This window comes from Bradyrhizobium sp. WU425, assembly GCF_021052305.1.
Classification (GTDB): domain Bacteria; phylum Pseudomonadota; class Alphaproteobacteria; order Rhizobiales; family Xanthobacteraceae; genus Bradyrhizobium; species Bradyrhizobium canariense_D.
The window spans coordinates 788,183-805,072 of record NZ_CP088089.1 but is presented as its reverse complement, the minus strand read 5'-3'; the positions used below and the strand labels follow the sequence as shown (position 1 = coordinate 805,072).

General features: G+C 61.9%; 15 protein-coding genes and 2 pseudogenes. 5 read left to right on the top strand and 12 right to left on the bottom strand.

Annotated features, from left to right (window positions below):
• Nucleotides 1-579: 579 nt before the first annotated feature.
• From BcanWU425_RS03790 to BcanWU425_RS03745, 10 genes are all read right to left on the bottom strand, one after another.
• Nucleotides 580-1,500 carry a ribokinase gene (locus BcanWU425_RS03790; RefSeq protein WP_231189847.1) on the bottom strand — a complete coding sequence of 307 codons (921 nt, stop codon included), beginning with the start codon at nt 1,498-1,500 and terminating at the stop codon, nt 580-582.
• Between the two features lie 13 nt (nt 1,501-1,513).
• Nucleotides 1,514-1,960 carry a ribose 5-phosphate isomerase B gene (rpiB, locus tag BcanWU425_RS03785; RefSeq protein WP_204512703.1) on the bottom strand — a complete coding sequence of 149 codons (447 nt, stop codon included), beginning with the start codon at nt 1,958-1,960 and terminating at the stop codon, nt 1,514-1,516.
• Between the two features lie 67 nt (nt 1,961-2,027).
• On the bottom strand, nt 2,028-2,822 hold the full coding sequence (locus BcanWU425_RS03780; RefSeq protein WP_204512704.1) for a transporter substrate-binding domain-containing protein: 795 nt from the start codon (nt 2,820-2,822) through the stop codon (nt 2,028-2,030).
• Between the two features lie 16 nt (nt 2,823-2,838).
• Nucleotides 2,839-3,597, bottom strand: a complete 759-nt coding sequence (locus BcanWU425_RS03775; protein WP_204512705.1) for an amino acid ABC transporter ATP-binding protein — start codon at nt 3,595-3,597, stop codon at nt 2,839-2,841.
• Between the two features lie 2 nt (nt 3,598-3,599).
• Nucleotides 3,600-4,268 carry an amino acid ABC transporter permease gene (locus BcanWU425_RS03770; RefSeq protein WP_204512706.1) on the bottom strand — a complete coding sequence of 223 codons (669 nt, stop codon included), beginning with the start codon at nt 4,266-4,268 and terminating at the stop codon, nt 3,600-3,602.
• Between the two features lie 7 nt (nt 4,269-4,275).
• Entirely contained in the window at nt 4,276-4,959 is a 684-nt protein-coding gene (locus BcanWU425_RS03765; RefSeq protein WP_231189845.1) for an amino acid ABC transporter permease, read from the bottom strand.
• 10 nt (nt 4,960-4,969) lie between these two features.
• Nucleotides 4,970-5,869 (bottom strand): NAD(P)-dependent oxidoreductase, encoded by a 900-nt coding sequence (locus BcanWU425_RS03760; RefSeq protein WP_204512708.1) that lies wholly within the window; start codon nt 5,867-5,869, stop codon nt 4,970-4,972.
• A gap of 31 nt (nt 5,870-5,900) precedes the next feature.
• Complete coding sequence (locus tag BcanWU425_RS03755) at nt 5,901-6,641, bottom strand: FadR/GntR family transcriptional regulator (protein ID WP_204512709.1); 741 nt, start codon at nt 6,639-6,641, stop codon at nt 5,901-5,903.
• Nucleotides 6,642-7,098: 457 nt separating this feature from the next.
• Entirely contained in the window at nt 7,099-7,521 is a 423-nt protein-coding gene (locus BcanWU425_RS03750) for a hypothetical protein (protein WP_204512710.1), read from the bottom strand.
• Nucleotides 7,522-7,537: 16 nt separating this feature from the next.
• On the bottom strand, nt 7,538-7,738 hold the full coding sequence (locus BcanWU425_RS03745; protein ID WP_204512711.1) for a hypothetical protein: 201 nt from the start codon (nt 7,736-7,738) through the stop codon (nt 7,538-7,540).
• A gap of 1,238 nt (nt 7,739-8,976) precedes the next feature.
• Between BcanWU425_RS03745 and BcanWU425_RS03740 the strand changes: the two genes are divergently transcribed.
• Nucleotides 8,977-9,612 (top strand): LabA-like NYN domain-containing protein, encoded by a 636-nt coding sequence (locus BcanWU425_RS03740; protein WP_204512712.1) that lies wholly within the window; start codon nt 8,977-8,979, stop codon nt 9,610-9,612.
• A 557-nt stretch (nt 9,613-10,169) separates the two neighbouring features.
• Here BcanWU425_RS03740 and BcanWU425_RS03735 read toward each other — a convergent pair.
• Both BcanWU425_RS03735 and BcanWU425_RS03730 read right to left on the bottom strand, forming a co-directional pair.
• Nucleotides 10,170-11,072 (bottom strand): GNAT family N-acetyltransferase, encoded by a 903-nt coding sequence (locus BcanWU425_RS03735; protein WP_231189843.1) that lies wholly within the window; start codon nt 11,070-11,072, stop codon nt 10,170-10,172.
• Nucleotides 11,073-11,238: 166 nt separating this feature from the next.
• The gene (locus tag BcanWU425_RS03730; RefSeq protein ID WP_204512714.1) at nt 11,239-11,397 is read right to left on the bottom strand and encodes a hypothetical protein; all 159 of its coding nucleotides are present in this window, start codon (nt 11,395-11,397) and stop codon (nt 11,239-11,241) included.
• 751 nt (nt 11,398-12,148) lie between these two features.
• Between BcanWU425_RS03730 and BcanWU425_RS03725 the strand changes: the two are divergent.
• The 4 genes and pseudogenes from BcanWU425_RS03725 to BcanWU425_RS03710 all read left to right on the top strand — a co-directional run.
• Nucleotides 12,149-12,349: pseudogene (locus tag BcanWU425_RS03725) on the top strand (hypothetical protein); the annotation flags it as partial.
• Nucleotides 12,350-12,470: 121 nt separating this feature from the next.
• A pseudogene (locus BcanWU425_RS03720) lies at nt 12,471-13,097 on the top strand (transposase); the annotation flags it as partial.
• Between the two features lie 333 nt (nt 13,098-13,430).
• Nucleotides 13,431-14,930, top strand: a complete 1,500-nt coding sequence (locus tag BcanWU425_RS03715; RefSeq protein WP_204512717.1) for an MmgE/PrpD family protein — start codon at nt 13,431-13,433, stop codon at nt 14,928-14,930.
• A 336-nt stretch (nt 14,931-15,266) separates the two neighbouring features.
• Entirely contained in the window at nt 15,267-16,760 is a 1,494-nt protein-coding gene (locus tag BcanWU425_RS03710; protein WP_210350924.1) for a tetratricopeptide repeat protein, read from the top strand.
• Nucleotides 16,761-16,890: the final 130 nt, after the last annotated feature.

Sequence of the window (16,890 nt, the reverse complement as noted above, 5' to 3'; positions counted from 1 at the left end):
GGATTAAGGCGACTTGATTTTTTGGTTAATTCTGCCGCGCAAGCAAAGCTGGCATGGTCCGGGCCAAGCGGTAACAGAGCGCAGTATCGTTATCTGGATGCGTGCCCAGGAACCAGCCCGTATGCAAGAAGGTGCGGATGCCTTTTCCTGGCGCAAAGGCTACAGCATCGATACGATTCGGCGGCGCGTTTAGCCGCTCCAACGCGTTTTTCGGTCTTCGCTGATGACGGGCCACTTTCAATTCGAGCAATGCTTTCCGGCGAGCCACTGCGATCGCCCGGGCCTGAACGCTTGTTTTCTGCCAATGAGCGCCACCGGCGCCGAGATGCAGGCCACGACCTGCCTGCCAACGTCAAGGTGAAAGTTGTCGATCACAAGCTTGGCGGATGTCATGACGCGCACCTTTCTGAATCGATCGGAACGAAATCGGCCATGTCCCTCCGGAGAGGGTCCGCTTGGTCGGGTTGAACGGCCCTTGTTCAACCGGCGTCAAACGACAGGTGCTCTCGTCCGCGAACGCGATCACCCGCAAGCCAGGAAACCTGTCGCCAACCATCGTGCCTGATTGATCTCTGATATTCAGGCGATCGACTTTACCGCACCTCTGACCGGCATTCCGTCCTGCGCGCCCTCGTTAAGGCACTTCAAAGCGGCAGCCTCGCACCCAATTTCCAAAGACTTTTGCAACGGCACTATCTCACTTACCATAGACGCGAACGCGCCTACGAAGGCATCGCCGGCTCCTGTGGTATCGATGGGGGTGATGCAGGGAGCAGGCGCGCGAAGACGGTTGCCATCGGCGGTGAAGCCGATTGCGCCTTGCGCCCCAGCGGTTACGATGCAGTTAAGGTTGCCGGCCTTGGCAAGTTCGGCGGCTGCGGCGTCGTAGTCGGGCGGCAGGGCGAAGCCGATGGCCCTGGCGGCATCCAGAGCCTCATGCTCGTTGACGAGGAGATAATCGGTCACGGAGAGAAGCTCGACCACCATCTCGCGGCTCATCAACTCCGGCACCGGTGCGAGATTCCAGATGACGGTACCGGAGGCGGATTTCGTCCTGCGTGCGGCCTCCAGCGCTTCCGCGAAAGGCACTTCCATCTGAAGCACCAGGATTGTGTCACGGCTGAATAGTGCGATGGGGAGGTCATCGGCGCTCGCGGTCATGTTGGCGCCGCTTGCCACCGTGATTGCATTCTCACCAGTCTGATCGACCGTGATGAAGGCACAGCCGGTCGGCTGGTCCGATCTGACGACGAGATCCGAATCGACGCCGTTTGCTCGGAGATTCTCTACCGCTCTGTCGCCGAATTCGTCGCGTCCGACACGGCCCGCCATTCGGACGCGTCCTGGCCTGGCAATGCGCGCGGCAGCCACGGCTTGATTGGCGCCCTTGCCGCCGAAATGGGTCCGATAAGAGGGCGCGAGCACGGTGCGGCCGGGGCCCGGAATGACCGGGACATGGGCGACCAGATCGATGTTAAGCGATCCGAACACTAGGATCATGGCGGAGAAACCGTCACCCTTGCTCGTCCATGACTCGCAGTTTCTCGACGCGGCGGCGGAAATCCTCGTCGGTGGAGAACTCGGCGGAGAGATAGGACGAGACGAGATCGACGGCAAGCCACGCGCCGACGATCTGCGCGCCGATGCACATCACGTTGACGTCGTCATGCTCAACGCTCTGATGGGCTGAATGGATGTCATGGCAGACCGCGGCCCGAATGCCCTTCATCTTGTTGGCGGCAATCGAGGCGCCGACGCCGGTGCCGCAGACCATGATGCCACGCGCGGCTTCGCCCGAGGTCACCTTCCGAGCCACGGCGCGGGCGATGTCGGGGAAATCCACCGGCTTGTCGTCATAGGAGCCGACATCGACGACGTCATGCCCGAGGCTGCGGATGTGGTCGATGACGGTTTGCTTGAGCGGCCAGCCGGCGTGGTCGGATCCGATGACGAGACGCATGTGATGCCCTTCTTGATTTTGCATGGGTCGTGGCAGCCGCGTGCGGCTGCCACGATTGTTTCCGGTCTTAGCTACGCATATCCGGCGGCAGCTCGACACCGTGGAATTTTTTGTAGATCGCATTGAGCTTGCCGTTCTTGACGTTCTCGGTGATCCAGGCGTTGAGCTTGTCCATCAGGCGCGGCTCACCCTTCTTCAGTCCGATGGCGAGGTCGAAGGTCGCCAACGGTATCCGTGACTCGAACACGCGCGAGGGGTTCTTCACGCCGATCTGGTTGATGATGGTCGCGGACGAGGCGACGCAGTCGACCTGACCGGACACGGCCGCCGTCACCATGGTGGCGTCATCATCGTAACGGGATATCTTGAGGTCCTTGTCCTTCATGTTGGATAGGGTCGTGTCCTGCGTGGTACCGCGCGAGACGCCGATCGACTTGTCCTTGAGGTCGGGCCAGTCCTTGACCGTCGACGATTTGAGGCAGCCAACGTCGGATTGCAATGTCGCATAACGCTTGGTGAAATCGATCACCTTGGCGCGATCCGGCGTCACCGAGAGCGTCGAAATGATGATGTCGGCCTTGCCGGTCAGGACGTTCGGGATACGGGTTGCCCCCGTGGTCTGGATGAACTCGAGCTCGAGTCCCCAGTCCTTGGCGAGCAGCTGCGCGACTTCGACGTCGGAGCCGGTCGGCTTCATGCTCGAGTCCATCATGCCCGAAGGCGGGATGGCGAGGTCGGTCGAGATGCGGATCTTCTTGGCCTGCGTGATATCGTCGAGCAAGTCGGCCGATGCCGGCGTCGCCGCCATCATGACGAGGCCACACAGCGCGGCGGCAGCTCCCAGCAATGTCTTGTTGGTCATTCCTAGTTCCTCCCTGTTATGATTTTAAGTTTCCCGTGCCCACGAATTGCGTGAGTTCGGGTGTCGTCGGCGACGTCAGGATCGAGGCAGGTCCGGTTTCGTGAACCTTGCCGCGATGCATGAAGACGATCCGGTCGGCGATGCCTTTGGCAAAGCCCATCTCGTGGGTGACCATCACCATGGTCATGCCATCAGCCGCCAGCTGCTCGATTACCTTCAGCACTTCGCCGGTGAGCTCCGGATCGAGCGCGGACGTGACCTCGTCGAACAGCATCACTTTCGGCTGCATGGCGAGCGAGCGGGCGATTGCGGCGCGCTGCTGCTGGCCCCCGGAAAGCTGCTCCGGGTAGGCGTGAAGCTTCTCCTCGAGCCCGACCTGCGCCAGCACTTTTCGCGCAAGGTCTTTGGCCTGCGACGCTGTCATGCCCTTCACGGCACAGGGCGCCAGCGTGATGTTCTGCTCGATCGTGAGATGCGGAAACAAATTGTAGCTCTGGAACACGATGCCGACGTCCTGGCGCAGCGCGCGCAGGTCGACGTCGGGACGGTCAACCCGATGTCCGCAGACGACGATCTCGCCGCCGTCGACTTTCTCGAAGCGGTCGATGCAGCGCAGCGCCGTGCTCTTGCCGGAGCCGGAGCGGCCGATCAGCGCCAGCACCTCGCCGCGCTCGACGGCAAAACTGACACCATCGAGCACCCGCAGCGAGCCAAAGCTCTTCTGCACGTCGCGGAGCAACACAATCGGTTCGGAGGCGGAGGCGTTCTGCTGCATGTTCAGGCCGGTGCAAGGTGAAACTTGCCACGCCCCATGCGACGTTCCAGCTTCTGGCTGAACAACGACAGGGGATAGCACATGGTGAAATAGGCGACGGCGATGATGGCGTAGATGACGAAAGGCTCAAAAAGCGAGTTGTTGACGATCTGGCCCGAGCGCATCAGCTCGACAAAGCCGACGACGGAAGCGAGCGAGGTGTTCTTGATGATCTGCACCATGAAGCCGACGGTGGGCGGCGTCGCGATGCGGATCGCCTGCGGCAGGATCACCTTCATCATGCGCTGAGTCCGGCTCAGCGCCAGGCCTTCGGCAGCCTCCCATTGCGGCTTCGGCACGGACTCAATGCAGCCACGCCAGATCTCGCCGAGATAAGCGGCGACATAGAGTGTCAGCGAGGCGCCGGCGGCCGTGAGCGAGGAGACCTTGAGGCCGATTGCGGCGAGGCCGAAGTAGCCCAGGAAAAGGATGACCAGCAGCGGTGTGCCCTGGATGAGCTGGACATAGACGCCGCTGGCGATCCGCACCGATTTGAGCGGCGAGATGCGTGCCAGCGCAATCACGAAGCCCACGATGCTGCCGCCGATCAGCGCGATCACGGATAGACCAATGGTCCACAGCGCGCCCTGGCCGAGGAACATCAAATGGTTAATGTTGAGATGTCCGCCCATGGTCATATCACAACGGTGTGCCGAGCCGGCGACGGCGCGGGAACAGCACGAGGCCGAGGCCCCAGAAGCCCGCTCGCATCACCAGCGACAGGATGATGTAGAGCACGGCGACAATGATGTAGGTCTCGAATGCGCGATAGGTGTCCGATTGGATGTAGTTGGCGACGGCGGTGAGCTCTTCGGCCGAGATCTGCGAGCAGACCGAAGAGGCCAGCATCAACAGCACGAACTGGCTGGTCAGCGCCGGATAGACCTTCTCGATCGCCGGCAGCAGGATGATGTGCCAGTAGATCTGGAGGCGTGACAGCGCCAGCCCTTCGGCGGCCTCGATTTGTCCGCGTGGAATCGCCTCGAATCCGGCGCGCATGATCTCGGCGGTATAGGCGCCGACATTGATGGTCAGCGCGGCTACCGCCACGGTAAAGGCCGAGAGTTTCAGTCCCAGGCTGGCGAGGCCGAAATAGACCAGGAAGATCTGCACCAGCAGGGGCGTGTTGCGGATCGATTCGACGTAGACCTTGCAGGCGCCGGCGATCAGCGCGCTGTGCGAGCCGCGGCCGACGGCTGCAAGCGTGCCGAACAGGGCGCCGAGCACGGTCGCGAAAACCGCCAACTCCAGCGTCAGCGCGGCGCCGGCGAGAAAGCTCGGCCAACGCTCCAGCACTGCGGGGAAGTCGAGTTGCACGCTCATTGTGTCAGGTTCAGCCGGTGGTCTGGTTGGTCATGCGGTCATAGACGCGGAATAGCGCCTGGTTGCCGTTGTTGCCTTCGCCATGCGCGCGCGCGTCCACATATTGGCTGGTGACGAGCGCCGTGCCCGGCAGCGGCACGCTCAGCGCCTGCGCGTGCTCCTGCACCAGCCGAAGGTCCTTGAGCTGCAGATCGATCCGGAAGCCGGCGGAAACGTCACCCGCGATCATCGCGGGGCCAAGCTTGTCGAGCATCCAGGAGGCTGCGGAGCCTCCGAGCAGCACCCGGCGCAGCAAATTAAGATCGAGGCCGGAAGCGCGCCCGAGCGCGAGGGCCTCGCAGATGGCCTGGATGTTGATGCCGCAGATCAGCTGATTGCAGAGTTTGACGGTCTGCCCGGCGCCGGACGCGCCGACATGCGTGATGGTGGTGCCCATCGCGCGGAAGATCGGCTCGGCCTGCGCGAAGGCTTTCGCATCGCCGCCGGCCATGATCGAGAGGGCGGCGTTCTTGGCGCCCACCGGGCCACCCGAGACCGGCGCGTCGATGAAGCTGACGCCAATTTGTTGCAGGTCGGCATGGATGCGGCGGACCGCGACCGGCGAGATCGTGCTCATGTCGACGATCAGCTTGCCGGGTGGCGGCGACTTCAGCAGCCCGTGCTCGCCGTAAACAGTCGCCTCGACATGGGGCGTGTCGGGCAGCATGGTGACGACGATGTCGGCGCCTTGCGCAGCATCGGCCGGGTTCTTGGCCCGGGTCGCGCCTTCCTTGACGATATCGGCTACGGCGACCTCGTTGAGATCGAACGCGTGCACCGCGTGCCCCGCCTTCAGAAGGTTGCGCACCATCTCGAGGCCCATCGTCCCGATGCCGATGAAGCCGACGCTGCCCTTATCGTTCCGTCCCATGTCATTCGTCCGTTTCTTGGTTAGTCCGCGATCAGCGTGAGGCGCTGGTCTTGTCGATGTCGCCGACGACGGCCCTCCTGCGGTATTCGTCGCCAATGGCAAAATGCTTGCGCAGCGTCGCATCCGCTCGCTCAGGGTCGCGCGCGATGATCGCGTCGAAGATGCGCCGGTGGTCGTCGATGAGGTACGTCTTCATCGACGGGAAGGCCTGCACCTGCATGCGGCGGCTGCGATGCGAATGCGTCAGCAGACCCGCCAGCGACCCGTGCAGTACGGTCAACGTCTCCGAATGCGCGGCCACGACGATGGTACGATGGAATTCGAAGTCGGCCATGCCGCCGGCGTCGGGCTCGTCGATGGTGTCCCCAATTTTCGCCAATGCACGCTGCAGCCGTTCGAAATCGGCAATGTTGGCGCGCTCGCAGGCGAGGCGGATCGCCTGGCATTCGATGGCGACGCGCGCCTGCATGACGTCGTCAAGCATGTCCGCCTGGTGAGCGAGGGCGAAGGTGAAGAAGTCGTTCAGTACCGAAACGTCCGGCCGGGTCACCACAGTACCGATGCGGTCGCGGATCTCGACGATGCCCAGCACCATCAGGGCACGCAGCGCCTCGCGGACAATCGGCCGGCTAACGCCGAGCAGGGCGGCGAGTTCGCGTTCCGAGACCAGGCGGTCGCCCGGCCTGAGCGAGCCCGCGAGCAGGCGTTCGCGCAGGAAGGCAAACACCTTCTCAAACCCTTTTTCGCCTTCCGACGCGCGCTTGAGCTCCATCCCGATCTCGTTTGGTCTGATCTTGGTCAGACCAGTATGACGACAGGCTCACCTCGTCAACTTTTTTGATGTGGGGCCATTATCCGTGGGATTCCGGTTTAGCTGGCGCCGTATAGCGCGCGGCCCCCGATCAGGCCTGCGTCTTGGAAACAGCGCCTCCTTGCGACTGTGCTGGACGGCTGAGACCGGGGAGCGTTCATCCAAACTCTTTCGATGGCCGTTGCTCCGCGGCATCGAGGCAAGGCCACGTGACAGCGGCGGGCCGCGTCGCCCGTAACCTCGATGGCAGCGTCTTTCCACTGAAAGGACGTCCGCCGGAAAGCCCCTCCATACAAGTGCAGGTGCTGAACGTGCTCAGGGCCGGCGGAGCGGTCGCGCCTATCGACAGGGCGCGGGTTCGGCTCCCGTCTCGTGCCTTGCCGGCTCTGTAGGACACTTTAGGAGACGTTCGTTCTCGCTAGGAGACGTTCGCTCTCGCTCGTTCGCGCGCCTCGCGCCGGCGTTCGCGGCGTTCGCGCCGCCGCTTGGCCCGGTCAGCGGGCTGCCGCAGCGGAGCAACCTGTGGCGCGGCGACTATCGCAGCGGGAGCTTCCTCGACCAAAGGCGCCTGGATCGGTTCGGGCGCAGCAGGGCGGGCTTCCATGAGCTCGAGCACCGCTCGTCCTTTGGACGTGATCTTCCACCCGCCGCCGATGCGTTCGACCAGCCTGTGCGAAAAGATGTCGAGGTCCGGCACCCGGGCGGCGAGGCGCTTGGTCCGATCCGCCCATTCCGGGCCACTGGTCGCTAGGATCGCCATGTCGCGTTTGAGGTCCTCCATGACGGCGAAACCGTCCGGATAGCTCACCAGGATCTTGAGGACCGTCACCTGGAAGTTCACGCCCCCTCCGGATCAATCAGCGCCACATCGTCGGCGCGCGCGAAAGGGCGTTGCGCCCAACCTGCCTGAGCCCTTCCGGAGAGACCTCGCCTTTAGTCGCAGCTTCCAGGATTTTCGATGCGACGTGAGTACGTGCACCGATCTCGCGGTGCGAGACACTTTCGCAGACTTCATCGAGGACCGAGCGCAAAAGCGCGGTCGTAGCAGGATCGAACATGGGAGACCCCATCGGAAAATTGGCTCACGACGTCAAATCAAGAGTGCTGTGAAATCCCGCGAATTCTTACCTTCCAGCCAACGCTTGGCAAGAGGGAGAGTGCGGCTCGGCAGCATTCGGCCGCGACGATGCGCCGTCCCATCCGTCGCCTGCCTTCGTTGACCGCGCAGGTCGCTTTCGGCAGAAGCCGCAAGACCGCCAGGCGGCCTTGGCCGTAGGATCCCGGAATCCAAGTTTCGGCTCGCTTGTGCTTAGAAGGGGAACTATCGAGCAGGAGCATTTCAGCAGCTACTCTTTTTCAGAAGTGATTAGAAGTGGGCCGCGGCTCCAGGTGGGCTGCGGCCTTTCCGATTCCGCTCGGGCGTCGCCTGGTCCGGCCACGACTGCATCACCGCCAGTCTGTCGTGCGAGGAGCTCGCACTGTGCTCCGATCGCGGGGTGCGCACGGCCGCGCCGAGACCGGCGAGCGCGCCAAGCGCTGCGCGAATTGGACCTGCTGGACAGGCTGAGTTCCTTCGCCAGTTCGCCTTGATCGGCGTTGGTGGCGGTAGCTTCCGACCCACGACCATGAACTGTCCTGTCGCGGCAGCCGTCGGGGCGCCCTGCGCACAGGCGCAATCGGCTGGTCATGTCGGGGCAGACGCCCCTGGCGAAGCGCGAAGAGCGCGTAGGCCGCGCAGGCTGCGGTGTCACCTGGCCGAGCGGCTGGGCCGCCGGCTGGACCGGCCCCTGTCGGGGGTACTCTCCGACAAAGGCACCGCGAACAGCAGCGCCTCGAACAGTGCCCGATTGGCCCGATATCTGGCTGTAGAGCGCTTGCCTTCCGTCCCGTGCCTAAGCCGCCGGCCGTCGGCCGTGCACAAGAACCACCACCACGTGCGGCCGCGCTTTCTCAGGTGGGTTTCGAAAACAGCGAATCGCATCGCACCGCCAACCCGCCAGGGGGACTTCCCCATTGTCCTTTGTCTGACTCATGCTGCCGCAGGTTCAACTCCTGGGGCTCCCAACTTGCTCACGGCGATCGGGGAATAGTCCTTCGTCGAAAGAAAAATGCTTTGAGGCGGGAAACATTGCGCGTAGCCTCCGACGTGTCGGAGCTCGGATTCCGCCGTAGAATGCGGGTGAGCAGAAGCGAGACCCTGCGACCCGACCTTACCTAAGCTTTTTGCCTCACTGACCTGGGGTCCGGATGGAAGCTCCTGTTTCCGTCCTGGACATCGATTTCCGGCAGCGTCCAAATGTCCGCACCGAGCAGGATCGCGCTCTTCATCGATGGCGCCAATCTCCACGCCACCGCAAGGACCTTGGGATTCGACATCGACTACAAGCGCCTGCTGAAGGCGTTCGAGGGCCGCGGCGTCCTGGTTCGCGCCTACTACTACACGGCCGTGATCGAGGAGCAGGAGTATTCGTCGATCCGCCCGCTGGTCGACTGGCTCGACTACAACGGCTACACCGTCGTCACCAAGCCGACCAAGGAGTTCGTCGACGCCGGCGGCCGCCGCAAGGTCAAGGGCAACATGGACATCGAGCTTGCGGTCCACGCGATGGAGCTCGCCGGACAGCTCGACCAGATGGTGCTGTTTTCCGGTGACGGCGACTTCCGCTCGCTGGTTGAGGCCGTGCAGCGCCGCGGCGTCCGGGTCACGGCGGTCTCCACCATGGCCAGCCGGCCACCGATGATCGCCGACGAACTCCGCCGCCAAGCCCACGTCTTCACCGACTTGGCCGAGCTGCAGTCCACGGTCGGCAGAGATCCCTCCGAGCGCGGCGAGATGCGCCAGAACGGCGCCCCGGCCAGGCGCGGCGGCTCAGGGCGCGGCGATTCGATCGCCGTCACGCGCGACCCCGGCGCCGGGCCGAGCGACGACTAGCCTGTGCACCCGCGAAGTCGATTACGTCACGCGTCGCATCGCATTGCGCGCCCGACGAGGCCAGCGACGTAACACTCGCGGCCACTTCGAGACGCTGTGGGAGTCCGCAGCCGGTAGCTCCCCTCCGCGATGAAACGTGAAGGAAAATCAGCCGGACAAGCCCCGCGGTACAGAGCCACCCTCCTAAGCGCGCGCAAGAGCAAGGAGACGTGTCGGAGGACGCCGGCCCCAGACACCTCTCCCACGAGAAATGCGATGTTAAGATCGTTCCGCTAGGAAAGATCGCGGTCAAGAGCGACCGCACTGGAATAGAGATGACCCGCCGACGCCCAGGCCGGCGGGTTTTTCTTGCAAGACCGACGGCTCACATTCCGCCGGAGTCGAAGGCGGCGTACCAAGGCGAGGCGTCGAGGAAATCGGCAGACAATCCTGAAGCGAGCGTCGCGGCCCCAAGTCCCCCAATCCGCCAGTTCGGTTTTCGGGTCCTTTCCGTCCGCTCCGCACCCGCGGTCTGCTCGCGGACGGCGCTGTACGTGCGTGGTGCGCTGGCGGTCGATTCACATGAATCCCGGATTCCGAGGCAGGTACTGGGCCCAACTGCCGAAATCGCGGGACGACATCAGCAGCATCGGAAACTTGATCCGCATGCGGTGCTCGAACGCCGTCGTCAGGGCGGCTTCGCTCGCGCCCGGCAAAAATGCCGATACTTGGGGTGCTCCACTCTCGACAGCCAAGCCTAGCGCCGTCCTGAAGGCTGTGGTTACGGCGCTGGACCGCAGGATCGCGAGCGGACCGATATGGCCGCGGTCGTCGACGTAAACATAGCCGGCCCAATCATCTGCGTCATACAGGCTGAAGCCCCGCGTCCGGCTGTCGTTGATGAGATAATGATGGTGCTTTTCACGGGATACACCAAGCACCCGCTCGTCCGCCTGCGCGAGGCGAGCCATGGTGGAAGCGGTTTCGTCGAGAGGAGCGCATTTGAATTGCGGGCCGTTCAGGCCGCCGATCAAATGCTCTCGGGGCACGCTGAGGGTATAGATCGGAAACCGCGGAAACAGTCCATGTCGGATGTAGAGCCCCTGCGAGACGGCGTTGAAGGCAAAGGTGATCAGAACCCTGGTGGAAGCGCCGGATTTCTTCGCGTGATCCAGGGTCCGTTCGATCAGCTCGTTGCCGACGCTCCCACCCTGGCGGTCAGGCGTTACGAAGAGTTGTGCCAGAAACCAGATGTCTCCGCAGACCCAACTCCACGCGAAGCCGAGGATCCGACCCTCGTCTTCCGCGACCCAGAGACCGTCGGGATCGTCCGCCAGAGAGAACGACTGAAAATTCGGGGGACTCGCTGCGGCCATGGCCCCAAAGCCATGACGGAGCGTGAGATCGTTGATGCTGGCGACGACAAGCGCATCGGCAAGCTCCAGGTCCTCCGCGCGCGCGGGCCGGCAAACCACTGTCATCGAACGGCTCCACGATCACACGGAAGCATCACTTTCCACGGCGTTAGAGTCGAGGAAACCGCACCCGAGGGGCCCGTCTCGCCTACGCCAATTGCCGGACGCCGCACTAAGCGCCTCGCCGGCAGTCAAGCCAGACGCGGCCAGACGCTAAGTCGAAGCGCTCAGCTCAGAACCATTCACCCGGCGTGTATTTGTCGACGATCAGAACGGAGAGGGACAGCAGCAGGCCCAAACCACTGAACATCGCCATCGAGAGCGCGGTGTCGATTTCGGCGATCGATTTCGCGGACGCGCGGGGCAGCAACCATGTAATCGCAGCATTCATGTCACTCTCCATTGAGGAAGGCGGGACCCGACGCCGACCACAACAGCAGGCGTTCGTTTCAGAATGACTTCGCGGGATTAACGAAACGGCTTCTCGACATGGCGAAAACGCGTCTCTTCCGTGCGGACGCTCCGCGTCCTGTTCTATTGCCTGACGAGGCCGCGCCAGGCTTTCCGTGTGTAGGGGCCGATGAAAATTCCGGCCTTCATGCAGGCCTGCCCCGCAGCGGCACACTTCGAATCCGCGTCCGAATGATTGGATCCGTCTTGTTTGCAATGCGCGATGGCTTCTGAGCACGTCGCTGCGGAGGCCGGCGAGGTGAACAGGCAGGCGACGAAAACAGAGGCTGTCAGTATTCGCATGGGAGCAAATCCCGGCTGGGGCACGATCGGCGCAAGACCGCCGGGGTCGCGGGCAAATCTCTTATTTCGCCGGCGGGCGCAGCGGGCCGTCGGCCCACCTGCGGGCGGCCGGGTCCTGCAGTGGGTCGTCGCCACAAGCGGTGCAGACGTACCGCAGCTTTCCGTTGACGATTTCGTGGCGCATAGCCTTCATCGGCCTGCCGCACGCCGGGCACGCCTTCAGGACTGGATAGGACACTGGCATCTGATTTCCCCTGCGACCGCCAGTCTACGTCCGGCGCCATAGCGATCTCAAGACGGTCGCGGAAAGTTGCAAGCGCGTGTCGACGCTTCTTGACTCAACGACTGTGGACCACTCAACTCGGGGCAGTGATGTTGTGGGGTGCCTCATGGAGCAGGAATTCTACCACGGTCTCGCTCAGCGGGTCCGAATTATCGCCGATAGGGCCGACCCGTTTACTCGCCGCCGTCTGCTGGATCTCGCCAAGCGATACGACGCCAAGGGCGATCCGGCCTCGCGACCGGGAGCGACCGAACGGCCGCTGCCGGCGCCGCGCATCACGCCGCCGAGTTCGATCTTCTCCGGACCGGCGAGGCCTGACCCGGAGGCAGTGGTTCTCGATGGTGCCCTAGCGCTTCCCGACCGAACCTAGCCGTCCTCCCTGCAGGGGCCTGCTGCCCGCCAGAAGCAAGCCCGCATATCCCAGCCGGTGCTCCGGGCCTCACCAGCGAGGATTTGATGCCATATACGGGTGCAGGACTGCGTTTCGCCCTGAAGGCCATCCCGGCGCCTTCTACTTCGACGGAGAAGAGATATTAGCCTGCAAACAGGCTGGCGTTGCAGTCACCTTGTCCAAGCCCATGACGTCGAACGCCAAGGCGGAGGGCCGGTTCGGCAAACAGGAATTCGCTTACCTGCCTGATGAGGACGTCTATCGCTCCCCATCCGGCGAGCTGCTGCCCTATCGCTACACCAACATCGAGCACGGAATGACGCTGCGCCGTTACTGGTCAACAGCAGCGTGCCAAGGCTGCACGATCAAGAGCCAATGCACGCCGTCAAAGGAGCGCCGCATAACGCGCTGGGAGCACGAGCATGTGGTCGAGGAGCTCCAGAGACGGCTCCATTGCAATCCCGACGCCATGCGGACGCGGCGCGAGACGGTCGAGCATCCCTTCGGCACGATCAAAGCCCATATGGGTGCGACACACTTCCTGATGAAGCGCCTACGGAATGTAGCCGCCAAGATGGCCTTGCACGTCCTGGCCTATAACCTCACCCGGGTGATGAACATCGTCGGCAAATCGAGCCTGATTTCAGCTATCCCACCCACCTGAAGGCGGGAAGTGCGTCCAAAAGCGACGCCGCGCTCGCAATAACCACCTTGGCCGGCTACGCAGTCGATCCGACGCGAAAACATCGGCGGCCTGCAACGATTGTCGACCACGGCCGCCTTTGAGCTATCCGTTTCCACACAACCAAGACCCACAGCGGACATATTGAGCTTTCCATAGCCGCATCGGTCGCTCATACTTTGCTTATCGGTTGTACTTTTGGCTTCGCGTGCTCCATTCTTTTGACGGCACGACCATTGTCGATTTCTGAGTTTTCCACGCCCTTAGTATCGCGCCATCGGAGCCGTGCAGAGCAATTTCATAGCGGAGGCTTTCATGAAACGTCGTGAATTTCTGGCGCGATCCGCAACGGCCGCATGCGCGAGTTTCCTTCTGGGAAACGGCTCCGACGGTTCTCGCCTCATTGGATCAGCGATTGCCGCTGACCAGGGGGACCGGCAGAAAGCGACGCTTGAGCAGAAATTTGCCGAATTCGCACTTTCGATTAAGTATGAAGCTCTGCCCGCCGATGTTATCGCTTCGGCCAAGCGCGTCCTTCTGGACACCCTCGGATGCGCATTCGGATCCGTGGGATCCGAGCCTTCGAATATTGCTGAAACTACAATTCGCCAGACTTTCGGACACGGCCAGACAGCCACAGTGATCGGCTATCCGCGGTCTGCTACCGTAGAAGGCGCGATATTCGTCAATGGCGTCCTCGTTCGATCCCTCGATCTGAACGATACCTATATTGGCACCGAACCACTTCATCCGAGCGAGGTGCTGCCGACGGCGATTGCTCTGTGCGAGGAGAATGGACGATCTGGCCGCGAGCTCATCGAAGCGATAGTCGTGGGCTATGAGGCCAGCATACGCGTTAATGACGCCATCTCCTTCATTGAGCGCGGCTTCCACCCCCTTTGCGCGGCCTCCTATGGCATCCCCCTGATTGCGGGCAAGATCTGGGGGCTTCCCAAAGGGGCCATCGCCAACGCGGTTGGAATTTCCGCCGCCCGCGGCTTCACGAGCTTCGTCGTCAATAGCGGCGCGATCAGCATGATGAAAGCCATGGGACTTGCCGCGACAGCCGCAGACGGCGTTTTCGCAACGCGCCTCGCTGCCCAAGGCTTCACCGGGCCTTCCGGCACGCTGGAATGGCTGGCGTCGAAGATGAAGCCGGTCAAGGAGGGGGTTGCCGTCGACCTCGAGCTCGCGCGATACCGGCTGCCGCAGGTGGCCTTCAAACGCTTTCCCATTCAAATCGAGCTACAGGCCGTAGCGGAGGCCGGCGCATCGCTTTCCACGAAGGTCAGGGATCGCATACAAGATATCCTAGCGATCAATGTTGAGACCTATCCCGGTATCATCGAGCGCGTCGCCGACCCTGCGAAGTTCAAGCCGCAGACAAAGGGCACCGCCGATCACAGCCTTCCAGTCTGCCTTGCCATGGCACTGCTCGATGGCGATGTGACGGTGACTCAATTCGAAAAGGACCGCTGGCGGGGCCGGGACGTGACGGCGTTGGTGGAAAAGACCACGGTTAAGCCTGGGGAAGCACTGATCGCCAAACTTCCCAAAGGACGCGGCACAAGCATCGAGATTGTATTCGCCGATGGCGCGTCCTTGCATGAAACCGTGGAAGTTCCTGAGGGCGACTCGAAACGCCCACTCTCTCGAGCGTCGCTTGAACACAAATTCATGAACTTCGCAGTTCCTGTCGTTGGCAAGGCAGGCGCAGAGCGGGTCATGTCGCTCGTCGATGGTCTCGACGAATTAAGGGATGTCCGAGAGTTGACCCGAAGCCTCAAGGGGACCGGAAAACAAAATCCAGCGTGAGCCTGAACTCGTTGTCCCCGCAACGGAAGGTTGATGTCGGCTGTTGAGCCCCTAACCGAACAGCGGTTCAACCGCCCCAATGTCGGTGGTCGCTGGTAAACCGGACGCCGAGCTGCACTTGCCTCGCCAGCCGCTTTTGTCCGAAGCCGCCAGCCGACGCGAAGTGGATTTCTGAACATCGGCTGGCCCAATCCATCAACCTTTCGGGCAGCCGGCAACTTAAAAGAACGCGAATGAGGTCATAGGCCCTGACCCAACCTGAAGTCGTGCAATTCTGCTATGGTAATTATTCGGGCGTATGGCCCCGTGCGGGAGGCAGCCGTGACAAATTGGGGGATGTCCAACGATCCATCTGGCAAGCCGCCATCCGATAATGGGCAGCCGGACAAAGCAGGATCCGATGAGCAGCGATCGGGGAAGCCGCCATCTGATCGCAGTTTAAGGATACGCTTGCGGGCACGATTGCAGTTGATGGGCGGCGCGCTCGCCTCGATTGCGGCGGTGGGTGCAATCGCGGGCGGCCTCGTCGGCTACTGGACTGTTTGGAAGACGCTGCGCACAGACGTGTTTCCGGAGAGCCAGAAAACGCAGAAAGAGGCTACGGCCCGGCCCGACATTGCTCCCCGTTTGTCTCTCGTTGTTCTGCCATTCGCAAACCTCAACAACGATGCAGAGCAGGACTATTTCGCCGACGGGATTACGACCGATCTGACGACCGACCTCGCGCAAATGCCCGATACATTCGTGATCGGACGCGGGACGGCTTTCACCTATAGGAATAAGCAGGTCGATCTCAAGACGCTCGGCAAGGACCTTGGTATCCGATGGGCGGTGCAGGGCGCCGTGCAACGGGCTGGAGATCGGGTTCGGATGAACGTGTCGCTTGCAGACCTTTCCACAGGTCGTGACGTCTGGTCGGATCGTTTTGATGGCGACCGGATGAATCTCGCCAGATTGCAGGACCAAGTCACGGCGCGGCTTGCCCGCTCTCTCAACGTTGAACTCATTCAGGCCGAAAGTCGGCGCAGTCTGATGGACCAGCCCGCGAATCCGGATGCCGTGGATTTCACCATGCGCGGGTGGGCAAAAGTCTATGGACCTCAGAGCAAGGTAACGATCACCGAGGCAAAGGACTTGTTTGAGGCCGCGCTGCATCTCGATCCGGACCACATTGATGCAATGCTCGGTAAAGCGTGGTGCATAGCCAGCGGCATACTCAGCGGGTGGTCAACGTCCGTGACGGAAGACAAAAAGATCGCCACCAGCTTAATTGATCAAGTTCTTTCAAAGCGGCCGACGAGCGCGAATGCGCACATAACCAAAGGAAACGTTTTACTCTATGGCGATCCCGAGGGAGCGTTACCTGAATTCGACGCCGCTTTAGAAGCCGACCCAAATTCGCCGCTTGCATACGCAACAAAGGGAATTGCACTTGTCACAGCGGGACGCGCGCGCGAATCCTTCGACCCCGTTCAGATTGCTTTACGCCTAAGCCCCAAAGATCCGGCGCGTAGCACCTGGCATTTCTTCCTGTGCCATGCTCACGTCCATGTGCAGCAATTTAACGAAGCCATTGAGGAATGCAGGCGCTCTATCAATCTGAACAAATTATACTGGATGCCGTATGTGGATCTGGTTTCAGCTTATGGAGCCACTGGCCAACTCGAAATGATCCCGCAAATGACGGCCGAATTGGATGCAATCCTGCCGGATTTCACGGTCCAATGGTTCCGTCAAATAGGCTACGCACGTTCGAGCAATGCGCAGTTTCGCCGTGAGTACGACAGCATCCTTGATGGACTTAGAAAGGCTGGCGTCCGCGAACAGTGAGAGTGGCCAGAATCTTCGTTGCTTGCTTACCAGCAGAGTGTTCTCTGGCCTGAGCCGAAAAGCACTGGAGCCGCGGTGACGTCCGCTGTCGCTGGTGAGTCAGACGCCGAGCAGCCTTAGCTCAACAAGC

Coding starts and splice junctions, on each gene's coding strand:
- BcanWU425_RS03790 (WP_231189847.1), bottom strand. CDS start 1,500: ATGATCCTAGTGTTCGGATCGCTTAACATCGATCTGGTCGCCCATGTC.
- rpiB (WP_204512703.1), bottom strand. CDS start 1,960: ATGCGTCTCGTCATCGGATCCGACCACGCCGGCTGGCCGCTCAAGCAA.
- BcanWU425_RS03780 (WP_204512704.1), bottom strand. CDS start 2,822: ATGACCAACAAGACATTGCTGGGAGCTGCCGCCGCGCTGTGTGGCCTC.
- BcanWU425_RS03775 (WP_204512705.1), bottom strand. CDS start 3,597: ATGCAGCAGAACGCCTCCGCCTCCGAACCGATTGTGTTGCTCCGCGAC.
- BcanWU425_RS03770 (WP_204512706.1), bottom strand. CDS start 4,268: ATGGGCGGACATCTCAACATTAACCATTTGATGTTCCTCGGCCAGGGC.
- BcanWU425_RS03765 (WP_231189845.1), bottom strand. CDS start 4,959: ATGAGCGTGCAACTCGACTTCCCCGCAGTGCTGGAGCGTTGGCCGAGC.
- BcanWU425_RS03760 (WP_204512708.1), bottom strand. CDS start 5,869: ATGGGACGGAACGATAAGGGCAGCGTCGGCTTCATCGGCATCGGGACG.
- BcanWU425_RS03755 (WP_204512709.1), bottom strand. CDS start 6,641: ATGGAGCTCAAGCGCGCGTCGGAAGGCGAAAAAGGGTTTGAGAAGGTG.
- BcanWU425_RS03745 (WP_204512711.1), bottom strand. CDS start 7,738: ATGTTCGATCCTGCTACGACCGCGCTTTTGCGCTCGGTCCTCGATGAA.
- BcanWU425_RS03740 (WP_204512712.1), top strand. CDS start 8,977: ATGTCCGCACCGAGCAGGATCGCGCTCTTCATCGATGGCGCCAATCTC.
- BcanWU425_RS03735 (WP_231189843.1), bottom strand. CDS start 11,072: ATGACAGTGGTTTGCCGGCCCGCGCGCGCGGAGGACCTGGAGCTTGCC.
- BcanWU425_RS03730 (WP_204512714.1), bottom strand. CDS start 11,397: ATGAATGCTGCGATTACATGGTTGCTGCCCCGCGCGTCCGCGAAATCG.
- BcanWU425_RS03715 (WP_204512717.1), top strand. CDS start 13,431: ATGAAACGTCGTGAATTTCTGGCGCGATCCGCAACGGCCGCATGCGCG.
- BcanWU425_RS03710 (WP_210350924.1), top strand. CDS start 15,267: ATGTCCAACGATCCATCTGGCAAGCCGCCATCCGATAATGGGCAGCCG.